The organism is Herbaspirillum sp. SJZ107, from assembly GCF_006715485.1.
Lineage (GTDB): Bacteria > Pseudomonadota > Gammaproteobacteria > Burkholderiales > Burkholderiaceae_D > Telluria.
Genome location: NZ_VFNH01000004.1, coordinates 180,070 through 203,267, shown reverse-complemented (window position 1 = coordinate 203,267; position 23,198 = coordinate 180,070). Strand labels below are relative to the sequence as shown.

Below are 23,198 nucleotides of genomic sequence, written 5' to 3'. Positions count from 1 at the left end.
AAAGCACGAAAAATTATTGATTTATTCACGCCGGCTCGGCAATTCGCACATTTTGAACACGCTGGCGTTGCCAATCGTGCGCGTTCCATCGGGAATTTGTTCTAAAATCGCGCGAATTGCCCGATCGAAATTTCCTATTTACAAGTATGCATTGCAAGATTAGCACGAAGCCGTTGCTGAGCTGCTATCTTGCTTCCAAACAAGCTTGACTTGATCGGGCACAAGAGTATCGTTGGCGTTTTTCTGATATTTAACAAAACCGCGTCTGTACAGAACACCTTGCCTGCACGTGCACAACACAACGCCGCCCTGCCCGCGACGGACTGCCGCCGGTTTCCCGCCTTTTCTGCCTTACCACCATACCTACTTCGCATTCAGAGGAATCCAAGTCAATGAATAACATGACTGACATGGCTGAACAGCTCGATGTCAAGCTCTTGCTGTCCACGCTGATGGCCTTGAAAAAAGGCGACTTTTCGGTGCGTATGCCGTCCGACTGGACCGGCGTCTCCGGCAAGATCGCCGATACCCTGAACGACATCATCGAGACCAAGGAAAAGATGGTCGAGACGGTGACCGAGGTGTCGCGCGTGGTCGGCCGCGAAGGCCACCTGACCCAGCGCGCCGACGTTCCGGGCGTGGTCGGCGGCTGGGCCACGATCATCAGCTCGGTCAACACCCTGATCGACGACCTGGTGCGCCCGACCACCGAAATGGCGCGCGTGATCGGCGCCGTGGCCAAAGGCGACCTGTCGCAGACCATGGCGCTGGAAGTCGACGGGCACCCGCTGAAGGGCCAGTACCTGCGCGCGGCGACGACCGCGAACACCATGGTGGAACAGCTTTCCTCGTTCTCGTCCGAGGTGACGCGCGTGGCGCGCGAAGTGGGTACCGAGGGCAAGCTGGGCGGCCAGGCGCAGGTGAAAGGCGTGGCCGGTACCTGGAAGGACTTGACCGACTCGGTGAACTCGATGGCCGGTAACCTGACCTCGCAGGTGCGTAACATCGCCGAGGTGACCACCGCGGTGGCGAACGGCGACCTGTCCAAGAAAATTACGGTGGACGTGCGCGGCGAGATCCTGCAGCTGAAGGACACCATCAACGTGATGGTGGACCAGCTGCGCTCCTTCGCATCCGAAGTGACCCGCGTGGCGCGCGAGGTGGGTACCGAAGGTAAGCTCGGCGGCCAGGCCTACGTGCCGGGCGTCGGCGGTACCTGGAAGGACTTGACCGACAACGTGAACTTCATGGCCTCCAACCTGACCGGCCAGGTGCGCAACATCGCTACCGTGACGACCGCGGTGGCGAACGGCGACCTGTCCAAGAAGATCACGGTGGACGTGAAGGGCGAGATCCTGGAACTGAAAAACACCATCAACGTGATGGTGGACCAGCTGTCCTCGTTCTCGTCCGAGGTGACGCGCGTGGCGCGTGAAGTGGGTACCGAAGGTAAACTCGGCGGCCAGGCGCAGGTGAAGGGCGTGGCCGGTACCTGGAAGGACTTGACCGACTCGGTGAACTCGATGGCGGGTAACCTGACCGGCCAGGTGCGTAACATTGCGGACGTGACCACCGCGGTGGCGAACGGCGACCTGTCCAAGAAGATCACGGTGGACGTGAAGGGCGAGATCCTGGAACTGAAGAACACCATCAACGTGATGGTGGACCAGCTGAACTCCTTCGCATCCGAGGTGACCCGCGTGGCGCGTGAAGTGGGTACCGAAGGTAAACTCGGCGGCCAGGCGAACGTGCCGGGCGTCGCCGGTACCTGGAAAGACCTGACTGACGGCGTGAACTCGATGGCGGGTAACCTGACGGCGCAGGTGCGTAACATCGCGGACGTGACCACCGCGGTGGCGAACGGCGACCTGTCCAAGAAGATTACCGTGGACGTGAAGGGCGAGATCCTGGAACTGAAGAACACCATCAACGTGATGGTGGACCAGCTGTCCTCGTTCGCATCCGAGGTGACCCGTGTGGCGCGCGAGGTGGGTACCGAAGGCAAGCTCGGCGGCCAGGCCTACGTGCCGGGCGTGGGCGGTACCTGGAAGGACCTGACCGACAACGTGAACTTCATGGCATCCAACCTGACCGGCCAGGTGCGTAACATCGCGGCGGTGACGACCGCGGTGGCGCGCGGCGACCTGTCGAAGAAGATCACCGTGGACGTGAAGGGCGAGATCCTGGAACTGAAGGACACCATCAACGTGATGGTGGACCAGCTGTCCTCGTTCGCATCCGAGGTGACCCGAGTCGCCCGTGAGGTGGGTACCGAAGGCAAGCTCGGCGGCCAGGCGAACGTGTCCGGCGTGGCGGGTACCTGGAAGGACTTGACCGAGAACGTGAACCAGCTGGCGGCAAACCTCACCAACCAGATGCGTGCGATCGGTGAAGTGGCGACGGCGGTGACGCGCGGCGACCTCTCGCGCTCGATTACCGTGGAAGCCCGCGGCGAGATGTCCTACCTGAAGGACAACATCAACGAGATGATCCGCAACCTGAAGGAAACCACGCAGAAGAACGCGCAGCAGGACTGGCTGAAGACCAACCTGGCGCGCTTCACGCGCCTGCTGCAGGGCCAGCGCGACCTGCAGGCGGTGACCAAGCTGATCCTGTCCGAACTGGCGCCGCTGATCTCGGCCCACCACGGCGTGTTCTACATGATGGATTCGCAGGATGCCGACGCACGCCTGCGCATGATCGCCTCCTACGGCTACCGCTCCAGCCGCAAGCTGCCGACCTCCTTCCTGCCGGGCGAAGGCCTGGTGGGCCAGTGCGCTCTCGAGAAGAGCCGCATCTGGCTGACCGACGTCCCGCGCGACTACATCCAGGTGTCGTCGGGCCTGGGCGCGGCGCCGCCGACCAACATCGTGGTGCTGCCGATCCTGTTCGAACAGCAGGTCAAGGCCGTCATCGAGATCGCGTCGCTGGACCGCTTCACCGAAACCCACCTGTCCTTCCTCGACCAGCTGATGGAATCGATCGGCGTGGTGCTGAACACCATCGAGGCGAACAGCCGTACCGAATCGCTGCTGACCCAGTCGCAGTCGCTGGCGCAGGAACTGCAGCAGACCAACCAGGAACTGGCGGAAAAGGCGCGCCTGCTGTCCGAGCAGAACATCGAGGTGGAACGCAAGAACCGCGAGGTGGAACAGGCGAAGCTGGCGCTGGAAGAAAAGGCGACCCAGCTGGCGCTGTCCTCCAAGTACAAGTCCGAGTTCCTGGCCAACATGTCGCATGAACTGCGTACGCCGCTGAACTCGCTCCTGATCCTGGCGCAGCAGCTGTCCGACAACCCGGAAGGCAACCTGTCGAGCAAGCAGGTGGAATTCGCGAAGACCATCCACGGCTCCGGCTCCGACCTGCTGACCCTGATCAACGACATTCTCGACCTGTCGAAGATCGAATCGGGTACGGTCACGCTGGACGTCTCGGAATACCGCTTCTCCAACCTGCGCAACTACGTCGACCGCACCTTCCGCCACATGGCCGAAGCCAAGCACCTCGGCTTCCAGGTCGACCTGGCGGACAACCTGCCGACCGCGCTGATGACCGACACCACGCGCCTGCAGCAGGTCCTCAAGAACCTGCTGTCGAATGCGTTCAAGTTCACCAGCCACGGCCAGGTCGCCCTGAGCATCAGCCTGGTCACCAGCGGCTGGACCGCCGACCACCCGCACCTGCTGCACGCCGATGCGGTACTGGCGTTCTCGGTGCGGGACACCGGCGTCGGCATCCCGTCCGACAAGCTGCAGCTGATCTTCGAAGCCTTCCAGCAGGCCGACGGCTCGACCGCCCGCAAGTACGGCGGCACCGGCCTGGGCCTGTCGATCTCGCGCGAACTGGCGCGCCTGCTGGGCGGCGAGATCCGTGTCGAGTCGACCGTCAACATCGGTTCGACCTTCACGCTGTACCTGCCGTACAACCGCGCCGGCTTCATCAACTACGAGCAGACCCGCCAGCCGCAGCCGGCCCGTTTCGCGCCGCCGCAACTGGCCTCCTCGGCCCCCGTGGTGCAACCGGCCCAGGCCAGCGCGCCGGAAGCCGAGCTGGAACACGAAGTCGCCACCGTGCCGACCGTGACCGTCACCGACGTCTCCACCGGCGTGGTCGAATACGCGACGCTGCTGGACGACCGCGGCCTGATCGCCCCGGGCGACCCGTCGGTGCTGATCGTCGAGGACGACGAGCGCTTCGCCAAGACCCTGCTCGACTTCGCCCGCGAAAAGAACTTCAAGGGCATCGTCACCTACCGCGGCGACTCGGCGCTGTCGCTGGCCCGCGACTACCTGCCGTCGGCGATCCTGCTCGACATCGACCTGCCGGACATCGACGGCCTGACCGTGCTGGACCGCCTGAAGCGCGACCCGAGCACGCGCCACATCCCGGTGCACGTGCTGTCGGCCCTGCGCGAGCGCGAGCGTGCGCTGCGCCAGGGCGCGATCTCGTACATCAACAAGCCGGTCAGCCGCGAGGCGCTGCAGGAAGAATTCAAGCGCATCCAGAAGTTCCTGATGGGCGGCAAGCGTTCGCTGCTGGTGGTCGAGGACGACATGGCCCAGCGCGAGTCGATCGTCTCGCTGATCGGCGACGCCGACGTCCACATCGTGACCGTGGAAACCGGCGCGGCGGCGATGGCGGCCCTGAGCGAACACCAGTTCGACTGCATGGTGCTGGACCTGACCCTGCCCGACATCTCCGGCTTCGACCTGCTCGACCAGATCGGCAAGCTGCCGCAGCTGCGCGACCTGCCGATCGTGATCTACACGGCCAAGGAACTGTCGCGCAAGGACGTCACCAAGCTGAAACGCTACGCCAAGACCATCGTGGTCAAGGATGCGCGCTCGCCGGAACGCCTGCTGGACGAGACCGCGCTGTTCCTGCACCGCTCGCAGGCCAGCCTGCCGGACGCGCAGCGCAAGATGCTGGAAGAGATCCACGCGCTGGATGGGGGCCTGGCCGGCCGCAAGGTGCTGATCGTCGACGACGACCTGCGCAACATCTTCGCCCTGTCCTCGCTGCTGGAGCGCCAGCAGATGCAGGTCCTCTTCGCCGAGAACGGCCGCGACGGCATCGAGGTGCTGGAAAAGGATCCGACCATCGAGATCGTCCTGATGGACATCATGATGCCGGAGATGGATGGCTACGATACCATGCGTGCCATCCGCCGCATCCCGAAGTTCAAGTCGCTGCCGATCATCACCCTGACCGCGAAGGCGATGAAGGGTGACCGCGACAAGTGCATCGCCGCCGGCGCCTCCGACTACATCACCAAGCCGGTCGATGTGGCGCAGCTGCTGTCGATGATGCGCGTGTGGCTGCACTGATGGCTGCGGCGATCTTGCCGGCGGCGTCAGCGGTGGGCAGCTGGACCGGCCTCGCGGCCGGGCTGGCGATCGAGGAGCTGGAAACCGAGCTGCTGCTGGAAGCCGTCTTCCAGCGCTTCGGCCACGATTTCCGCGCCTACGACCGCCCTGCCCTGCGGCGCAAGCTGAGCATGGCCATGGCGGCCCAGGGTGCCGCCACCCTGTCCGGTCTGCAGGAACAGGTGCTGCACCATGGCGATGCCGCCGGCGCCGTGCTGCGTGCGCTGTCGGTGCCGCCGGCGGCGCTGTTCGACAATGCCGAGCATGCGGCGCGCCTGCGCGGCGTGCTGGCGCCGTCGCTGCGCGGCTGGCCGGTGCCGCGGGTGTGGCTGGCCGAATGCGCGGGCGTGGGCGAGGCGTGGACGCTGGCGATCCTGCTGGCCGAGGAAGGCATCCTGGGCCGGCTCGACATCCACGCCACGCTGGCCAACGAAGAGATGGTGTCCGAGATGCTGGACGCCGCGGTCCCGGTAGAAGAGCTCGAAACAGCGCAGCTGCGCTATACCGCCAGCGGCGGGATAGCTACGCTGGCGTCGTATTTCGACATCCGCGACGGCCAGGCCCGGCTCAAGCCCGAGCTGCGGCGGCGCATCACCTGGTCGCAGTACAGCCTGGTGACCGATGCCTCGTTCAACGAGTTCCAGGCGATCGTGTGCTGCAACGCGCTGGCCGATTTCGGCCCGGTGCTGCGCCAGCGCGTGCTGCGGCTGTTCCACGACAGCCTGGCGCGCTTCGGCGTGCTGTGCCTGGACCGGCCGTTGTCGGTGACCGATGCACATGCGCGGACTTACCAGGCGGTCGAGGGGGACCGGCCGTGGTACAAGCGGGTGGGATAATCTGGCGGCTGAATACGGCCCGCTACATGTAAACGTCGCCCCTGCGCAGGCAGGGGCGACGGTTTTTACGTGGTCAGCTCCTCAGAAGACCTTCGCACTCTCCCGCCCCGCCACCATATCCCGCCAGCTCTGCAGGCACCCCATCCCCTCATCCCCCGGCCGGAACTTCATCAAGCCGCGCGCAAACTCCAGTGCGCAGAACGCCGTGATGTCGGCAATCGTCAACCGCTCCCCCGCGACGAAAGGCTGGGTCGCCAGCACCCCATCCAGCCAGCGCGCGGTCTCGCGCATCTTCTGCCCCTGCGACACGCCGAACTCGCCGAACTGCGGCTGCTCCAGCGCCGCCAGGCCCGGATGGCAGTGGCGCACGCTGTTGGCGATCCTGAGGAACAGCTGCAGCTCGCAGCGCCGGTCCATCATCTCGATGAAGGCGCGCTCCTCGAAGCCCTCGCCCATCAGGTTCGGCTGCGGCTGCAGGCCTTCCAGGTAGGTGCAGATCGCGCGCGTCTCCGACAACAGCCGGCCGTCGTCGAGTTCCAGCACCGGCACCTGGCCCAGCGGGTTCAGCGCCAGGAAGGCGTCGCTGCGGTGCTGGCCCTGGCCGAGGTCGACCTGGACCAGGTCGATGCCGGCGATGTTCTTTTCAGCGATGAACATGAGCACGCGGCGCGGATTCGGGGCTCTGGCGCTGGTGTAAAGCTTCATGCGGGTCTCCTCTTGCTGTATGGATGAGCGCCGATGATAACGCAAGCCTGCGTTGACACCATGGCACGAAGCGCTTAGATTCGCAGGTTGGCCTTGCCGCTGCCCGGGCAAGCTCGACATACATACATAATAGAAGACAGGTCTTTCCCATGCATCGCAGTCTCATTTCAGCAGCCGTCGCCCTCGCCTTTACCGCCGTCCCCGCCCTCCAGGTTCATGCCGCGCCAGCCGCCGCCAAAGCCGGCGTGGAAGCCACCACCCAGCTGCCGCGCGGCGTCATCCCGAGCCATTACGAGATCGCCCTGACCCCGGACGACGCCGCCGGCAGCTTCAGCGGCAAGGCCACCATCACGCTCACCGTCACCAAGGCCACCGACAGCATCACCCTGAACGCCGCCGACCTCAAGTTCGCGAGCGCGAGCGTCACCCCGGCCGCCGGCGGCAGCCCGCTGGCAGCCACGGTGAGCGTCGACGACAAGGCCCAGACCGCGACCTTCAAGCTGGCACGCCCGCTGGCGCCCGGCGTCGTCAAGCTGGCGCTCGACTACAGCGGCGTGATCGGCACCCAGGCCGTCGGCCTGTTCTCGCTCGACTATGCCGGCACCGATGGCAAGCCGCAGCGCGCGCTGTACACCCAGTTCGAGAACTCGGATGCGCGCCGCATGATCCCGTCGTGGGACGAGCCGGCCTACAAGGCCACCTTCTCGCTCGAGGTCACGGTACCGGCCGGCCAGATGGCAGTCAGCAACATGCCGGCCGCGACCACCAGCACCCTGGCCGACGGCCGCCAGCGCATCAGCTTCGCGAAGTCGCCGAAGATGTCGACCTACCTGCTGTTCCTGGGCGTCGGCGACTTCGAGCGCGCCACCGCCAGGGAAGGCAACACCGAACTGGGCGTGATCACGCGCCGCGGCGCCCTCGACCAGGCCGCCTTCGCGCTGGAATCCTCGAAGACCATCCTGCGCGAGTACAACGACTACTTCGGCGTCCGTTATCCGCTGCCCAAGCTCGACAACATTGCCGGCCCGGGCCAGAGCCAGTTCTTCGGGGCGATGGAAAACTGGGGTGCGATCTTCACCTTCGAATACGCGCTGCTGCTGGACCCGAAGATCTCGACCCAGCACGACCGCCAGGAAGTGTTCGCCACGGCCGCGCACGAGATGGCGCACCAGTGGTTCGGCGACCTGGTCACGATGCGCTGGTGGGACGACCTGTGGCTGAACGAAGGTTTTGCGTCCTGGATGGAAGGCCGCATGACGGCGCGCGCCCACCCTGAATGGAAGACCCACCTGGATGCCGTCGGCGGCCGCGACGCCGCCATGGGCCGCGACTCGGTCGCCGCCACCCACCCGGTGGTGCAGCACATCGAGACCGTCGAGCAGGCCAGCCAGGCCTTCGACGTCATCACCTACCAGAAGGGCGAAGCCGTGATCCGCATGCTCGAAGCCTACGTCGGCGAAGACGCGTGGCGCAACGGCGTGCGTGCCTACATGAAGGCCCACGCCTACGGCAACACGGTGTCCGACGACCTGTGGCAGCAGATCGAAAAGGCGGCGAAGAAGCCGGTCACCGCGATCGCCCACGACTTCACGCTGCAACCGGGCGTGCCTTTGATCCGCGTCGGCGCGCCGGTATGCAGCAACGGGAGCACCAGCGTGGCGCTGACCCAGGAAGAATTCTCGCGCGACCGGCCGGAGAAGAAGCCACTGGCCTGGCGCGTGCCGGTGATCGCCCGCATCGGCGGCGACGGCAAGGAAGCGCGCACGCTGGTCGCCGGCGGCAAGGGCACGATCACCGTGCCGGGCTGCGGCGCCGTCGTCATCAACGCCGGCCAGAGCGGCTATTACCGCACCCTGTACGCGCCCAAGGAATTCGCCCAGCTGGCGCAAAACTTCGCCAACCTGGCCCCGATCGACCAGATCGGTCTGCTGGCCGACAGCGCCGCGCTCGGCATGGCCGGGATGCAGCCGGCATCGAGCGTGCTCGAGCTGGCCAGGGCCACCCCGGCCGGCGCCGAGCCGCAGGTGTGGGCGCGCATCGCCGGCGTGTTCGCCGGCCTGCACAGCCGCTACCAGGGCAAGCCGGAACGCCAGCGCGCCTTCGACGCCTTCGCCATCGCGCGCCTGGCGCCGGTGATGGCGCAAGTCGGCTGGACCGCACGCCAGGGCGAGCCGTCGACCGTGACCAACCTGCGTTCGCAGCTGATCGGCGTCCTGAGCGACCTGGGCGACCCCAAGGTCATCGCCGAAGCGCGCCGCCGCTACGCCGCGATGGACAAGGACCCGTCCGCCGTGCCGGGTCCGCTGCGCAAGACCGTCCTGGCCGTGGTCGCGCAGCACGCCGACGCCGCCACCTGGGACAGCCTGCGTGCCCGTGCCCAGGCCGAGAAAACGCCGCTGCTGAAGGCCAACCTGTACCACCTGCTGGGCATCGCCGACGACCGCGCCCTGGCCGAACGCGCGCTCAAGCTGGCCCTGACCGACGAGCCGGACCTGACCACCAGCGCCGGCATGATTTCGGCGGTGGCGGAGGTGCACCCGGACCTGGCCTTCGACTTCGCCCTGGCCAACCAGGAGAAGATCAACCAGCGCATCGACGCCACCTCGCGCAGCCGCTACTTCGCGCGCCTGGCCGGCGGCTCGTCCGACCCGGCCATGGTCGGCAAGCTGAATGCCTACGCCGGCGCCAACCTGGCCGCCAGCTCGCGCGGCGACGTCGATGCGGCGATCGCGTCGATCCAGGACCGCGTCAAGGTGAATGCGGCGCGCCTGCCGGAGATCGATGCGTGGCTGGCGCAGAACGCGAAGTAAGCCGTCCGTATCGATAAATGGACATGCCGCCCGGTGCGAATCGGGCGGCATTTTTTTATCAGGGCCTTTCTGTCTAGGCCACCATGTCCGGATAAAACACCGGCATCTCGTCGAAGGTCGAGCGCGTGCCGACGGCCGGGCCATGCTCGCGCAGCCAGGCATCGGCCGCCTTGGCGCCGCAATCGTGCAGGTGGGTCAGGAAGGCGAGTTCGGAGTTGAACTTGCTCGACATCGCGTACCCGGTCAGGATGTCGGTGCCGCTGATCAGGTGCAGGCGTGTCGGTACATGGGTCATGCCGGCGCCGCGTTCCTCGTCCGGCAAGGCGCTGAGGTGCTTCAGCGCACTCATCTCGCGCACGAAGCTGATGTTGAAGGCGATCTCGTTCGAGCGGTTGCTGATGTCGGCCAGGCTGCGCGGCAGGCTGGCGCGGGCGATCGGGTTGTTCTGCACCACGATCAGGTCGCGCGCGGGACGCTTCAGCAGCGGCGCCAGCGGCGGGTTGGCGACGTAGCTGCCGTCCCAATAGGTCTCGCCATCGATTTCCACGCCGGCGAACACGGTCGGCAGGCAAGCCGAGGCGATCACCTTTTGCGGATCGAGTTCCGTGCGGGTGAAAATGCGGCCGGTGCCGGTGCGCACGTTGGTGGCGGCGATGAACAGTTCCAGTTCCTCGCAGGCGCGCACGCGCTCGAAGTTGACCAGGGTCTGCAGCAGGTTGCGCAAGGGATTCAGCGTGAGCGGCAGTTGCATCACCGGACCGATCACGGCACCCGCCATTTCCATCAATTGATAGATGGGCGAGCGTTCCATGGTCCAGCGTCCCGCCATGCGGTCCGCCAGCGTCGGCTGCAGCGGGCTGAAACTGGAAAGCGTGCCCAGCGTGGTCCAGAAGCGGCGCAAGGCCTGCTGCGCGCCGGCGCGGCCGCCGCCCTGCGCCCAGCCGTCGGCCAGCACCACCGCATTGACGGCGCCCGAACTGCTGCCGCTGAGGCTATCGAAGGCGAAGCTTTCCTCGTCGAGCAGGCGGTCGAGCACGCCCCAGGTGAATGCACCGTAGGTGCCGCCGCCCTGCAGGCCGAGGCTGACCGGCCGCGGCATGGGTATGTTCGTGTGTTCCAAAAGGCCTCCTGAAGCGCACAGAAATATGCTCTCGGAGTCTAGCCCGATTGCAAATGGTGCGGCGCAGCGTACGCTTGGGAAATACCTTGGGCAACGCTGCCGCCCTGCATGTCAGAGTGGCACATTCTGCATGCGCGTGGCGATCATGTCGCGCAGCAGTTGTGCATGTACCGCCGCCTGCTCGGCCTTGTGCAGGTAATCGACGGCCGCATCGCCCTGCTGCAGCTTGCGATGCATCTCACGGTACAGCTGTTCCTGCTCGTGCAGCGCGCGCACCGCTGCCCACAGCGCTTCCTCGGCTTCGCCGACCTGCAGCGCTTCCAGCACGCGGGCGGTGAACGCGTGCCCGGTATGGCAGCGGTAGCGCAGAGGCTGGGCATGCCGGATTTCCCAGATGGCACCCCCACACTCCGGACAGGTCAGTGCGGTGCGCGAACCGATCTGGTCCAGCTCCTTCATGGCGGCTCCTTCGTCGAACATGCGGTTTTCGACGGCGATCCAGTCCTGAGGTTCATTGTCGGGTGCCACTTGTTCGCGCTGCAGCAGCGCGACCAGCGTGGATGCGATATCGGCCGTGCGCCGCACCAGGTCGACCGCTGCGTGCTGCAGGGCGTTCGCGGGCATGTCGGGCACCTCGGCATCCTGCGGGTCCTGGACGACGGCAACGCCGCCGCGCGCCTTGATCGCCTGCAGGCCGACGCTTCCGTCGTCCAGGAAGCCGGACAGCACCACCGCGATCGCATCGGTGCCGCAGGCTGCGGCGGCTGAACGGAACAGCGGATCGATGGCGGGACGTGCATGGTTTTCCTTGGGGCCGCGCGACAGCTGCGCGAAACGGCGTTCGCCATCCACCGCCACGGTCAGGTGCAGGTCGGGCGGCGCCACCAGCACCTCGCCTGGGACGATGAGTTCGCCCTGGGCGGCGTGCCGCACCGGCAGGCTCGCGCTGCGGCTGAGCAGGCTCGGCAACACACTGTGGCGCGCGCCGACATGAACGACGACAAGTACGGCTGCCGGGAAATCCGGCGGCAATCCATTCAAGATGACTTTCAGGGCATCGATACTGCCGGCCGAGCCACCGATGACGACGATTTTTTGCATGCCAAACAGGATGAGGCGGAATGGTCCCACCTTAACCTACACGAGAAAAATTCGACGCGGCAATGGATTCCAGTCCTTACGCATGCATGCGCTATGCTCGCCTTTCACGCAACGACAATTGAAAAGGATCGTACTGTGGACACGCAAAACAATATCCAGGGCAAGGTGGTGGTCATTACCGGTGCCAGCAGCGGCCTCGGCGAAGCGACTGCACGCCACCTGGCGGCGCAAGGGGCCATCGTGGTACTGGGCGCGCGCCGCGTCGAGCGCATCGACGCCCTGGCGGCCGCATTGGAAGGGGACGGCGCGCAGGCACTGGCCGTCAAGACCGACGTTACCGACAGCGCCCAGGTCAAGGCGCTGGTGGACGCTGCCGTTGAAAAGTACGGCCGGGTCGACGTCATGCTCAACAACGCCGGCCTGATGCCGCACTCCCCGCTCGAACGCCTCAAGATCGAGGACTGGGACCGCATGATCGACGTCAACATCAAGGGCGTGATGTACGGCATCGCAGCGGTGCTGCCGCACATGATCGCCCAGCGCGCCGGGCACATCATCAACGTGTCGTCGGTGGCCGGCCACAAGGTGCGCCCCGGCAGCATCGTCTATTCGGCCACCAAGCATGCGGTGCGGGTGATCTCGGAAGGCTTGCGCCAGGAAGTCAAGGCGCATGGCTTGCGTACCACCATCATCTCGCCCGGCGCCGTCGATACCGAGCTGCCGGAGAGCATCACCGAGCCGGATATCGCCGACAATATCCGCAAGTTCTACGAGATCGCGATTTCGCCGACGGCGTTCGCGCGGGCGGTCGCCTACGCAATCTCCCAGCCGGACGACGTCGACATCAACGAGATCCTGTTCCGGCCGACCCAGCAGGAGTACTGACCGGTTATCTGGACTCGTAGCGCTTGCGGACCTCGTCGTAGTAGGTCTTCATGGTCCAGAACGCCTGCTTCTTCTTGCCGTCGTCCGAGATCAGGCCCTTGCGGTTCCAGCCATCCTGGAAATACGGGTGCTGGCGACGCGGCGAGCGGAAGTCGACCAGGATCCAGGGCACCAGCCCGCGCAAGCCCGGAATGCCGGCCAGCATCTTGAACTGGTTCTTGTACAGCGTGTCCTGGTATTCCTCGCTCCAGCGGGTGTCGGCGTCGGCGTGGTAGCCGCCGAGTGCATCGGCGCCGAACTCGGTGATCATCACCGGCTTGTCCTGCTTGATGTCGAAACGGTAGTTCAGCATCTCGGCATTGCTGGCCCAGTACCAGCCGGCGTACTCGTTGAAGCTGATCAGGTCGATGCGCTCGGCCAGCGGGTCTTCGACCGTGATGTCGTTGCCGCTGCGGTGGATTTCCAGCGCCGCCGCCACCAGCCGGGTATCGTCGAGCCCACGCGCGGTGCTCACCAGCTTGCCCATGAAGGCGTTGCGCGGCGCACTGATCGGGGTTTCGTTGCCGACCGACCAGATCACCACGCTGGCGCGGTTCTTGTCGCGCACGATCAGGTCGGTCAGCTGGGTGCTGGCGTTGGCATAGGTGTCCGGGTTGTTCCAGGAAATCGTCCAGTACACCGGCACTTCGGCCCATACCATCAGCCCCATTTCGTCGGCCAGGCGGATCATTTCTTCGCTGTGCGGGTAATGGGCCAGGCGCACGTAATTGCAGTTCATGTCCTTTGCCCATTGCAGCAGCATGCGCATGTCGCCCTGGCCGCGCAGCCGTCCCGGGATCAGCGGATTCTCGTCGTGGATCGAGACGCCGCGCAGGAACACCGATTTGCCGTTCAGCAGGATGTCTCGTCCGCGTGTTTCGATCGTGCGGAAACCGATGCGGTCCTGGACCTTGTCTTCGCCTGCAGACAATTCCACCGTGTACAGCTTCGGATGCTCGGGCGACCAGCGCTCCAGCTTGCCGGCCGGGATGGCGATCGCGGCGCGGCCATTGGCGTCGGTCTGCACGGTGGTGGCGATGCCGGCTTCGGGGACACGCAGGGTGACGCGCTGGGATTTGCTGTCGCCGCCGACCTGCACGAAGCCTTCGATGCGGCCGGCATCGCCCTTCTTCAGCTGCACCTTGTAGTCGGCGATATAGCTCGCCGGCAATTCGGCCAACAGCACGTCGCGCGTGATGCCGCCGTAGTTCCACCAGTCGGTGTTCACGGTCGGGATCTCGTCCTGGTAGCGCTTGTTGTCGGCCTTGACCACGACCGTGTTGCGGCCCTGGTTCAGCTTGCCGGTGACGTCGAACTGGAAGGGCGTGAAGCCGCCCTTGTGCATGCCCAGTTTCTTGCCGTTCAGGTAGACGTGGGCTTCGTAGTTCACCGCGCCGAACGACAGCACGTAATGCCGGCCCGGCTTCGGATCGGCTTCGAAGCGCTGGCGCAGCCAGACCGTGCCTTCGTACAGCTGCAGCTTTTCCGCCTGCGAATTCCAGTCGCCCGGCACCTTCATGGTCGGGGCGCGGTCGAAGTCGTATTCGACCCAGTCGGTCTTGTCCTTCGGCTGGCGGTCGTCGTAGTAGCCGCCTTTGCCCGTCTGCGACTGGTCGAAGGGCATGTGGCGGTAGTCGTAGTAGCCGTTTTCGTAGGGATCGATGATGTAGTGCCAGCGGCCGTTCAGGCTGATGTGGCTGCGCCCGTAGATGTTCTGGACCGGGGCCATCAGGCTGCTGGCGGTTCTGGCGCTGGCGGGCTGGCCGGCCAGCTGGACATCGATTGGCCCCGCCGGTTCGGCAGCCTGGGCTGCCATGGCTGTCATGACAGCGCAGGCTGCCAGGGGAAGGATCAGGCGGCGCAAGTCGGCCGCCGGACCATATGCAGGGTTTGCCATTCTGTCTCCTTTTTGTTTTGTTGCCAGAAGATTATCCAGAATCAATACCGGCGTCAAAACGTTTATTGCAGAGACAGATGGCGCGCCCTCAGTCGTCGCCCGGGCCTTCGCCCGGCATGGTGTCGGCCATCAGGCGCAGTTCTTCCGGCGTCAGTTCGTTCGGTTTCTTGTCGGCCAGGCCGTCGACCTCGTTCAGGGCCTGGGCAGCTTCCTGCTGCTTCGCCTGCATGTCCTGCGCCTTTGGATCGTCGGCCGGCCGGTCCTGGGTATGCTGATCGTTGCTCATGCGATGCTCCTTGCAAAATAGTGCGGTGTATCCAGTCTGGCACAGAGCGGGGACGAACGGCGTCCGGCTTGCCCATCCTGCATGAGAGCGCTGCCAGGCCAGGTGCTGGCGGCCGAGTCGCTGGATTGTTACACTGGGTGGCCGAGCCCATGACAATCATTCCATGTCCACATCCGCTTCTTCCAAAGCCGTGTCCGCCCAGACCGGCACCGTATTGCAGATCCTGTTTTCGGTGGCCTTCGTCCACCTGCTCAACGATTGCGTCCAGGCTGTCCTGCCCGCGATCTATCCCTTGCTCAAGCAGGAATTCGCGCTGAGCTTTACCCAGGTCGGCCTGATCACCCTCACCTTCCAGTGCACGGCCTCGCTGCTGCAGCCCTGGATCGGCCTGTACACCGACAAGCGCCCGATCCCCTTCCTCCTGCCGGTCGGCATGTGCGTGACCCTGGCCGGGGTCGGACTGCTGGCGGTGGCCGGCAGCTTTACCGTACTGCTGCTGGCGGCCGCCATGATCGGCGTCGGCTCCTCGACCTTCCACCCGGAAGCCTCGCGCGTGGCGCGGCTGGCCTCGGGCGGCCGCTTCGGCTTCGCGCAATCGCTGTTCCAGGTCGGCGGCAACCTTGGCTCAGCGCTGGGACCGCTGCTGGCGGCCGCCATCATCGTCGGCCGCGGCCAGGGCAAGATCGGCTGGTTCACGCTGTTCATCCTGGTGGCGGTGCTGGTACTGGTCGGCGTCAGCCGCTGGTACGGCAGCCATCTGCGCAACATGCCGCGCAAGAGCGGCGCCCCGGCCGGTTCCGGCCTGCCGCGCGACAAGGTAATCAAGGCGCTGGCCGTGCTCGCCATGCTGGTGTTCTCGAAATACATCTACATGGCCAGCCTGTCGAGCTATTACACCTTTTATCTCATCGAAAAGTTCCACGTGGCGGTCGGCACCGCGCAGCTGTACCTGTTCCTGTTTCTGGCCGCCGTTGCGCTCGGTACCTTTGCCGGCGGCCCGATCGGGGACCGCATCGGCCGCAAGCGCGTGATCTGGGTCTCGATCATGGGTGCGGCGCCGTTCACGCTGGCCCTGCCCTACGCCGACCTGTTCTGGACCGGCGTGCTGTCGGTGATCATCGGCCTGGTGATGTCGTCGGCGTTTTCCGCCATCGTCGTGTTCGCGCAGGAACTGGTGCCGGGCAAGGTCGGCATGATCGCCGGTATTTTCTTTGGCCTGATGTTCGGCGTCAGCGGCATCGGCGCGGCGGCGATGGGGCATATCGCCGACGTGGCAGGTATTGCGCAGGTGTACCGGATTGCCTCTTTCCTGCCGCTGCTGGGAATCCTGGCGGCGCTGTTGCCGAAGATGGAGCAGGTGCGGCGCTGAGCGGCGCCGCGGCGCGCAATCGGCAGCGCCTGGCCGGGTCAGGCGGGATTGGTGCTGCCCGGTCCCGGCGCTGTCCGCGTTGCTGCCGGCGCCGCCTTGTGTGCCGAAGCATGCGCCGACGTTTGCGCCGATGCATGCGCCAGGGCCTGCGCCGCCTCGCGCTCCCGCAGCCAGGCGTCGACCTGCGCCGCCGCTCCCGGCGCCACGTGCAGGCCCAGCTTGGTGCGCCGCCACAGCACGTCGTCCGCGCACAGCGCCCATTCCTGGCGCCGCAGATAATCGAGTTCCACTTCGAACAGCCCCGGCACGACTTCGGCGCCGAGGTCGGCGCGTGTGCGGCAGTGCGCCAGCAACGTCCCCAGGCGGGTGCCATAGGCGCGGGCATAGCGCGCCAGCAGCGCCGGCGCCAGCCACGCGTATTGCTGCTGGCGGGTACGCAGCCAGGCATCGAATTCCAGCACCCCGCGCGCATCCGGCTCCTTGCCGAACAGGTCGCCGCCCGGCAGGCAGGCGTGGCCCGTCCAGCCCGGAACGCGCCTCCCCAGCGCCGGCGCGATCCAGTCGACCGCCTGCTCGGCCAGCTTGCGGAAGGTCGTGACCTTGCCGCCGAACACGGATAACAGCGGCGCACCCCCGGTATCGGTCTCGAACCGGTAGTCGCGGCTGGCGCTGGAAGCGCTGCCGGCGCCTTCGTCGGCGATCAGCGGACGCACCCCGGCATAGCTCCACACCACGTCCTCGCGGCCGATGCGGCGCTCGAAGCAGCGGTTGGCGGCCTCGCACAGATACAAGGTTTCGGCGGCGCTGATGGCCACCCGGTCGAGATCCCCGGTGTACTCGACGTCGGTGGTGCCGACCAGCGTGAACGCGCCTTCATAGGGCAGCGCGAACACGATGCGGCCATCCGGCTGCTGCAGCAGGTAGGCTTGCTCGTGCTCGAACAGGCGCGGCACCACGATGTGGCTGCCCTTGACGAGTCGCAGCGGACGCACTGCGGCCATGCGTCCGCCGACTGCCTCCTGCAGGAAGCGTGCCGCCCACGGCCCCGCCGCATTCACCACGCAGCGCGCCTGCACCGCCAGTTCGCCCTTCGGCCCGGCCAGCGTGGCGGTCCAGCGCGCGGCCTCGCGCCGCAGCGCCGTGCAGCGCGTGCGCGTGAGGATGGCGGCGCCGCGGTCGCGCGCATCGACGGCGGCCAGCACCACCAGGCGCGCATCGTCGACCCAGGCGTCGGAATACACGAAGGCGCGCGCGAAGCGGCGCTGCAGCGCGGCCCCGGCCGGATCGCTGCGCAAGTCGATGCTGCTCGACGCCGGCAGGAAGTCGCGCCGCGCCAGGTGGTCGTACAGGAACAGGCCGGCGCGGATCATCCAGGCCGGACGCTCGCCCTGCATGTTGCCCAGGCGCGCTTCACGCGACGAAGCGCCGCCGCTGCGCTGCGGCATCACGAAGCGCAGCGGATGCATGATGTGGGGCGCGCTCTTGAGCAGGACCTCGCGTTCGGCCAGCGCCTTGCGCACCAGCCCGAATTCGTATTGTTCGAGGTAGCGCAGGCCGCCATGGATCAGCTTGCTCGACGCGGACGAGGTATGCTGGGCCAGGTCGTCCTTTTCGCACAGCACCACGCGCAGGCCGCGCCCGGCGGCGTCGCGCGCGATCCCGGCGCCGTTGATGCCGCCTCCCACCACCAGCACGTCGCAATCGATGCGTTTCGGATGCTCGCCCATGTCGGTTCCTTTGCATGCCATTTTGATTAGTCTAGTGGCGCGCGCAAGGGCGGTGTTCGGCCATATCAATCTCGCGGGGAGCGCGCCGCAGCGTGTGTAAAATCGGCGCATGAGCTTTCCGAACATCGCACACTGAGATGGCGCCCGAGATGCGCGCCTGGGTCCGCATGCCCTCCGGCAAGCGGCTTGACCTGCTGAACCCGACCCCTTTCGACTGGGACGACGCCGACCTGGCGCTCGGCCTGGCCCGCACCTACCGCTGGGGCGGCCACACTGCCTGGCCGCTGCCGCTGTCGGTGGCCCAGCACTCGCTCAGCGTGATGCTGCTGCGCCGCGCCGCCGCCCCCGCCGGCACGCCGCTGGCGCCGGTCATCGAGCTGCGCGAACTGCTGCACGACGCCGAGGAAGGCTTGCTCGGCTTCGACGCCGTGTCGCCGCTGAAGCCCTTCCTCGGCGACGGTTTCCGCGCCCTGACGCGGCGCCTGGAACAGGCGGTGTTCCTGCGCTACGGCTTGCCGGCCTGGACCCCGGCCGAGCACGAACGCCACAAGCGCGCCGACCGCCTGGCCGCCGCCAGCGAGGCCGTGCACGTGGCCGGCTGGTCGGCCAGGGAAGTGCGCGACACCCTGCGCATCCGCGCCGCCGTGCTGCAGGACGATCCGCTGGCCGCGGTCTACGATTGCCGGCCGTGGGAACCGTGGAAGCCGGCCGTGGCGGCCGAGCGTTTCCTGGAGGCGCTGGAGACCCTGGAGCGGCGCATCGATGCGCAGGAACGAGTTACGGATGAAAAGAACCCGCATGCCTCCTGATCCCCACCCCCGTGCCGGTCACGATGAGGCCGGCCTCGACGCCGCGGTCGCCCGTGCAGCCGACCTCGTGCGCGATGCCGACGCCCTGCTGATCGGCGCCGGCGCCGGGATCGGGGTCGATTCCGGCCTGCCCGACTTCCGCGGCGACCATGGTTTCTGGCGCGCCTATCCACCGCTGGCTGCACGCGGCATCCGCTTCGTCGAGATCGCCAACCCGCACAGCTTCGAGGCCGATCCGGCGCTGGCATGGGGCTTCTACGGACACCGCCTGGCGCTGTACCGGGCGACCGTGCCCCACAAAGGCTTCGCGATCCTGCGGGCGCTGGGCGCTTCCCTGCCGCACGGCGCCTTTGTGTTTACCAGCAACGTCGACGGCCAGTTCCAGCGCGCCGGCTTCGACCCCGGCCGTATCGTCGAATACCACGGCTCGATCCACCACCTGCAATGCACGCGGCCCTGCAGCGACACCATCTGGGCGGCGGAGGCGGTGACGCCCCAGGTCGACCCGTCGACCTGCACGATGGCGCTGCCGCTGCCAGCCTGCCCGCGCTGCGGCGCACTGGCCCGGCCGAATATATTGATGTTCAACGACAGCCGCTGGCTGGAAGCCCGCAGCGAAGCGCAGTACGCGCGTTTCACGGCATGGCGCGCACGGGTGCAGCGGCCGGTGGTGATCGAACTCGGTGCCGGCACCGACATTCCCTCGGTACGCCGCTTGTGCGAGACACAGCGTGCCCCGCTGATCCGCATCAACCCGCGCGAGCCGGCGGTAGCAGCCGGCAGCGGAGTCGGTATTGCGGCAGGCGCACTCGACGCATTGCAGCGCCTGCGCACTGTCCTTGCCAACTGAACAAATATTTCCATCATGAAATTTTCTTTCATGAAGTGCAGTGGAGAGAAATTTCCTTTCATGAACGGTTTATGCACCAGGCATCGAGTGCCTTAATCTTGAGCAATAATTAACGTTACGAAAATGCTAATCCGTTTTTGAGGAGCCTTGCCTAAAGTCTTGATTCCACGGCCTTTATTCTAATATCCACAAGAAATGTGGATAACTGTGTGGAAAAGCGCCTCTTGACAAGCCGGAAGCGCAGTATTGATGCGGGTTTCAACAAAATGCCCGTTCAAGAGGCAAAAACGGAATCCTTAGGAATCAATGACTTACGATTGCATATGTTTTCAGCAGAACGTAGCAGTGGGGTAAATTCCTACAAAATCATGCACTGGGGGATAACTCGTGAGCCTTGCTCTTATTGCTGAGCATGTAGAACATGGTTAATTTCCACAAGGATTGAAAACCGCTTATTTCCAGGCGTTGCGGGCCCGTTCGCGTACCAGCATCCGCACCGCATCCGGCACCGGTTTGCGGCTGTGCAGCGTCTCGGCATCGTTCCAGACCGCCTCTTCGAAATGCTTCAGCATGGCCGGGCTGATAAAGCGCGTGCGCTGGGCATACACGTGGCGGTCGCCGAGCTGGGCCTGCTGCTTGATGAAGAAGCGGTTCGGCACCACCAGCTGCAGGTTTTCCTTGGCGCGTGTCATTGCCACATACAGCAGGCGCCGCTCTTCCTCGATGTCTTCGAGCGAGCCGGTAGCCATGTCGGACGGAATGCAGCCGTCGACGACGTTCAGCAGCGTCACCGATTTCCACTCCTGCCCCTTGGAGGAATGGATCGTCGAGAGGATCAGGTAATCCTCGTCCAGCAGCGGCGCGCCAGCCCGGTCGCTCGTCGCCTCCGGTGGATCGAGGGTCAGCTCGGTCAGGAACGATTCGCGCGAACCATAGCCGCCGGCCAATGCCACCAGTTGCTCGAGGTCGGCGGCGCGTACCGCTGCGTCGTCGTACTGGCGCTCGAGGTGGGGCTGGTACCAGTTCCTGACCAGCTCGATCTCCATCGGCCAGCGCAGGCCGGGCGTGCGCAGCGCGGCGAACAGCGCCACGAAGGCATCCCAGTCGTCGCGCGCCCGCGCCGGCACGGCAAAGCCCGCCAGTGCCGCAGCCGGCTCGGCCGCTTCTGCTACCGCATCCATGCAGCGTGCCGCCGTTGCCGGGCCGATGCCGGGAATCAGCTGGACCACGCGGAACCCGGCCAGGCGCCCGCTCGGATTCTGGACGAAGCGCAGCACGGCCAGCAGGTCCTTGATGTGGGCCGCCTCCAGGAACTTCAGGCCGCCGAACTTGACGAAGGGAATATTCCGCCGCACCAGCTCGAGCTCCAGGGCCGCGCTGTGGCTGGCGGCGCGGAACAGCACCGCCTGCTGGGTCAGCTTGATGCCGGCTTCGCGCTGCTCCAGCACGCGGTTGCAGACCCAGCGCGCCTGCTCGGCTTCGTCCGGGATCAGCACCAGTTGCGGTTTGCCGCTGCCTGTCTTATCAGTCCACAGCGTCTTGGCATGGCGCTCGACGGCCGCAGCGATCACGGCATTCGAGGCATCCAGGATCGGCTGCGTCGAACGGTAATTGCGGTCCAGCGTGACGATGCGCGCCGGCTGCGAGAACTGCTGCGGGAACTCCATGATGTTGCGCACCGTCGCGCCGCGGAAGGAATAGATGGCCTGGGCATCGTCGCCGACCACCATCACGCCGGCCCCGTCCGGCTTCATGCCGTGCAGGATGGCCGCCTGCAGGCGATTGGTGTCCTGGTATTCGTCGACCAGCACGTGGTCGAACTGGGCGCCGATTGCCGGGCCCAGCTCGGGATCGGCCGCCATCTCGGCCCAGAACAGCAGCAGGTCGTCGTAGTCGAGCACGTTCTGCGCCTGCTTGGCGTCGACATAGGCGCCGAACAGGCGTTTCAATTGCGCCTCCCATTCGGCGCACCAGGGAAAGGTGGATTGCAGCACGGCATCCAGCGGTTCGCGGCTGTTGACCACGCGCGAATAGATCGACAGGCAGGTCCCTTTCAGCGGGAAGCGCTTCTGGCCGCCCTGCCCGCCGCTCTGGCCGAGGCCGATTTCCTGGCGCACCATGCCCATCAGGTCTTCGGAATCGCCGCGGTCGTTGATCGTGAACGAGGCTTCCAGGCCGATGTTGCCGGCGTATTCGCGCAGCAGGCGCGCGCCGATGCTATGGAAAGTGCCGGCCCACGGCAGCCTGGCCATCAGGCCCGGCGCGCCCGCGCTGCCGAAGAGGCGCTGCAGGACCGCGGCGGCGCGCTGGCCCATTTCGTTGGCGGCACGGCGCGAAAATGTCAGCAGCAGGATGCGCTGCGGATCCGCCCCGGACTGGATCAGGCGCGCCACCCGGTGCGCCAGCGTGTTGGTCTTGCCCGAGCCGGCACCGGCCACCACCAGCAGCGGCTGGGGCAAGGCCGCGCCAATCCCGTGCTCGACCGCCTCGCGCTGCGCCGGGTTCAGGCTGCCGAAAGGATCGGGCACGGCGGGGTCCGCATCGGCGGTGGCGGATGCAGGAATGGAAGCGAAGGCGGCGGTAGCGTGGGCGGCGGTCATGGCGGACTGGATCAGATGCTCAACTGTACATTTATCCAGTAGTCGAGCGCAAGTGGCAGTCGCCCCTGGCCGTGCTGCGCTTGTAGCAAAATCACATCAATAGGGCTAACTAGCACTCCCTAGTCCGCCCAATTTGCGTTAGCTCAAGGAAGACATTGATATATGTCAGATATCCACAAAATCTGTGCATAAGTATGTGGAAAACGACCCCCTTGACAAGCTGCAATCAAGTGCACATGCGGCTTTCAACAAGTTGCCCGTTGCGCGGGCAACTTGTGAGCTACGTAAAATCGAGGCCGTCGTCGACGCGGTGGAACGGAAATCCGAAGCCCTGCAGCGTGCAGGCAGGCCGCATGCCGGCCAAGCTTTCCGCATATGAGTCGTGTCCCGATTATACGCTCCACGAACGCCTGCGCCCCGGCTCGGTGAGCACGCGCTCGATGACGTCGTTGCCGACATCCTGGGAACGCAGGTATTCGAGCGCGGACATCGTATTGCTGCGCTGCTGGAGCGCGATGCCGAGGTCGACAATGTCTTTTTGACGGGCATCGCGCCGCTGGTAAGGCACGACAAAGTCGCTGTCGCTGTGGTCGAGGTTATCTTGGGGCATCGCAACTCCTGGTTTTGATGAGGGTTAAGATGGTGATGGGTAAAGCCCTAGGGAGTATTTGCCAGCATTTGCCAAAGTCAAGCAAATTTCGCATGGCGGCGTGAAATCTCCATGACAAGGTATGCCTCCTGCATGACCGGCGTCGCGATGCCGGCCGTGCGCCATCATCGGATGGGTGAGCCTAGAAT

General features: G+C 65.6%; 15 protein-coding genes. 7 read left to right on the top strand and 8 right to left on the bottom strand.

The features are described 5' to 3' along the window. Nucleotides 1-392: 392 nt before the first annotated feature. On the top strand, nt 393-5,327 hold the full coding sequence (locus FBX97_RS23955; protein WP_141837428.1) for a HAMP domain-containing protein: 4,935 nt from the start codon (nt 393-395) through the stop codon (nt 5,325-5,327). Beyond that, the gene (locus FBX97_RS23950; RefSeq protein ID WP_141837426.1) at nt 5,327-6,202 is read left to right on the top strand and encodes a protein-glutamate O-methyltransferase CheR; all 876 of its coding nucleotides are present in this window, start codon (nt 5,327-5,329) and stop codon (nt 6,200-6,202) included. The genes FBX97_RS23955 and FBX97_RS23950 overlap by 1 nt, the downstream gene beginning before the upstream one ends. Before the next feature lie 81 nt (nt 6,203-6,283). Here the strand turns inward: FBX97_RS23950 and FBX97_RS23945 are convergent, their stop codons facing one another. Continuing rightward, on the bottom strand, nt 6,284-6,907 hold the full coding sequence (locus FBX97_RS23945) for a glutathione S-transferase family protein (RefSeq protein ID WP_141837424.1): 624 nt from the start codon (nt 6,905-6,907) through the stop codon (nt 6,284-6,286). Nucleotides 6,908-7,056: 149 nt separating this feature from the next. Between FBX97_RS23945 and FBX97_RS23940 the strand changes: the two genes are divergently transcribed. Next, entirely contained in the window at nt 7,057-9,717 is a 2,661-nt protein-coding gene (locus FBX97_RS23940; RefSeq protein WP_141837422.1) for a M1 family metallopeptidase, read from the top strand. A gap of 73 nt (nt 9,718-9,790) precedes the next feature. Here the strand turns inward: FBX97_RS23940 and FBX97_RS23935 are convergent, their stop codons facing one another. Continuing rightward, nucleotides 9,791-10,816 (bottom strand): patatin-like phospholipase family protein, encoded by a 1,026-nt coding sequence (locus FBX97_RS23935; RefSeq protein ID WP_255517619.1) that lies wholly within the window; start codon nt 10,814-10,816, stop codon nt 9,791-9,793. A gap of 132 nt (nt 10,817-10,948) precedes the next feature. Next, a complete protein-coding gene (locus FBX97_RS23930) occupies nt 10,949-11,938 on the bottom strand; it encodes a chemotaxis protein CheB (RefSeq protein ID WP_141837420.1) in 990 nt (329 codons plus the stop codon). Between the two features lie 135 nt (nt 11,939-12,073). On the opposite strand from FBX97_RS23930, the gene FBX97_RS23925 reads away from it, so the two are divergent. Next, nucleotides 12,074-12,823: an SDR family oxidoreductase gene (locus FBX97_RS23925; RefSeq protein ID WP_255517618.1), complete on the top strand. Its 750-nt coding sequence runs from the start codon at nt 12,074-12,076 to the stop codon at nt 12,821-12,823. Between the two features lie 4 nt (nt 12,824-12,827). Here FBX97_RS23925 and FBX97_RS23920 read toward each other — a convergent pair whose 3' ends face one another. Further along, on the bottom strand, nt 12,828-14,759 hold the full coding sequence (locus FBX97_RS23920; protein ID WP_255517617.1) for a glycoside hydrolase family 2 protein: 1,932 nt from the start codon (nt 14,757-14,759) through the stop codon (nt 12,828-12,830). 88 nt (nt 14,760-14,847) lie between these two features. Beyond that, nucleotides 14,848-15,045: a hypothetical protein gene (locus FBX97_RS23915; protein WP_141837416.1), complete on the bottom strand. Its 198-nt coding sequence runs from the start codon at nt 15,043-15,045 to the stop codon at nt 14,848-14,850. Between the two features lie 163 nt (nt 15,046-15,208). Here FBX97_RS23915 and FBX97_RS23910 point away from each other — a divergent pair, with 163 nt between their 5' ends. Beyond that, a complete protein-coding gene (locus FBX97_RS23910) occupies nt 15,209-16,414 on the top strand; it encodes an MFS transporter (RefSeq protein WP_141837414.1) in 1,206 nt (401 codons plus the stop codon). Nucleotides 16,415-16,452: 38 nt separating this feature from the next. On the opposite strand, the gene glpD is transcribed toward FBX97_RS23910, so the two are convergent. Next, nucleotides 16,453-18,141 (bottom strand): glycerol-3-phosphate dehydrogenase, encoded by a 1,689-nt coding sequence (gene glpD / locus FBX97_RS23905; RefSeq protein WP_141837412.1) that lies wholly within the window; start codon nt 18,139-18,141, stop codon nt 16,453-16,455. Between the two features lie 149 nt (nt 18,142-18,290). Between glpD and FBX97_RS23900 the strand changes: the two genes are divergently transcribed. Together FBX97_RS23900 and FBX97_RS23895 are read left to right on the top strand one after the other, a co-directional pair. Then, nucleotides 18,291-18,950, top strand: coding sequence for a phosphohydrolase (locus tag FBX97_RS23900; RefSeq protein WP_255517616.1), 660 nt, complete (start codon nt 18,291-18,293; stop codon nt 18,948-18,950). Next, a complete protein-coding gene (locus FBX97_RS23895; protein ID WP_141837411.1) occupies nt 18,940-19,800 on the top strand; it encodes a Sir2 family NAD-dependent protein deacetylase in 861 nt (286 codons plus the stop codon). The genes FBX97_RS23900 and FBX97_RS23895 overlap by 11 nt, the downstream gene beginning before the upstream one ends. A 452-nt stretch (nt 19,801-20,252) precedes the next feature. Here the strand turns inward: FBX97_RS23895 and FBX97_RS23890 are convergent, their stop codons facing one another. Both FBX97_RS23890 and FBX97_RS23885 read right to left on the bottom strand, forming a co-directional pair. Beyond that, nucleotides 20,253-22,400 (bottom strand): ATP-dependent helicase, encoded by a 2,148-nt coding sequence (locus FBX97_RS23890; RefSeq protein WP_141837410.1) that lies wholly within the window; start codon nt 22,398-22,400, stop codon nt 20,253-20,255. A 391-nt stretch (nt 22,401-22,791) separates the two neighbouring features. Then, the gene (locus FBX97_RS23885) at nt 22,792-23,010 is read right to left on the bottom strand and encodes a hypothetical protein (RefSeq protein ID WP_141837407.1); all 219 of its coding nucleotides are present in this window, start codon (nt 23,008-23,010) and stop codon (nt 22,792-22,794) included. Nucleotides 23,011-23,198: the final 188 nt, after the last annotated feature.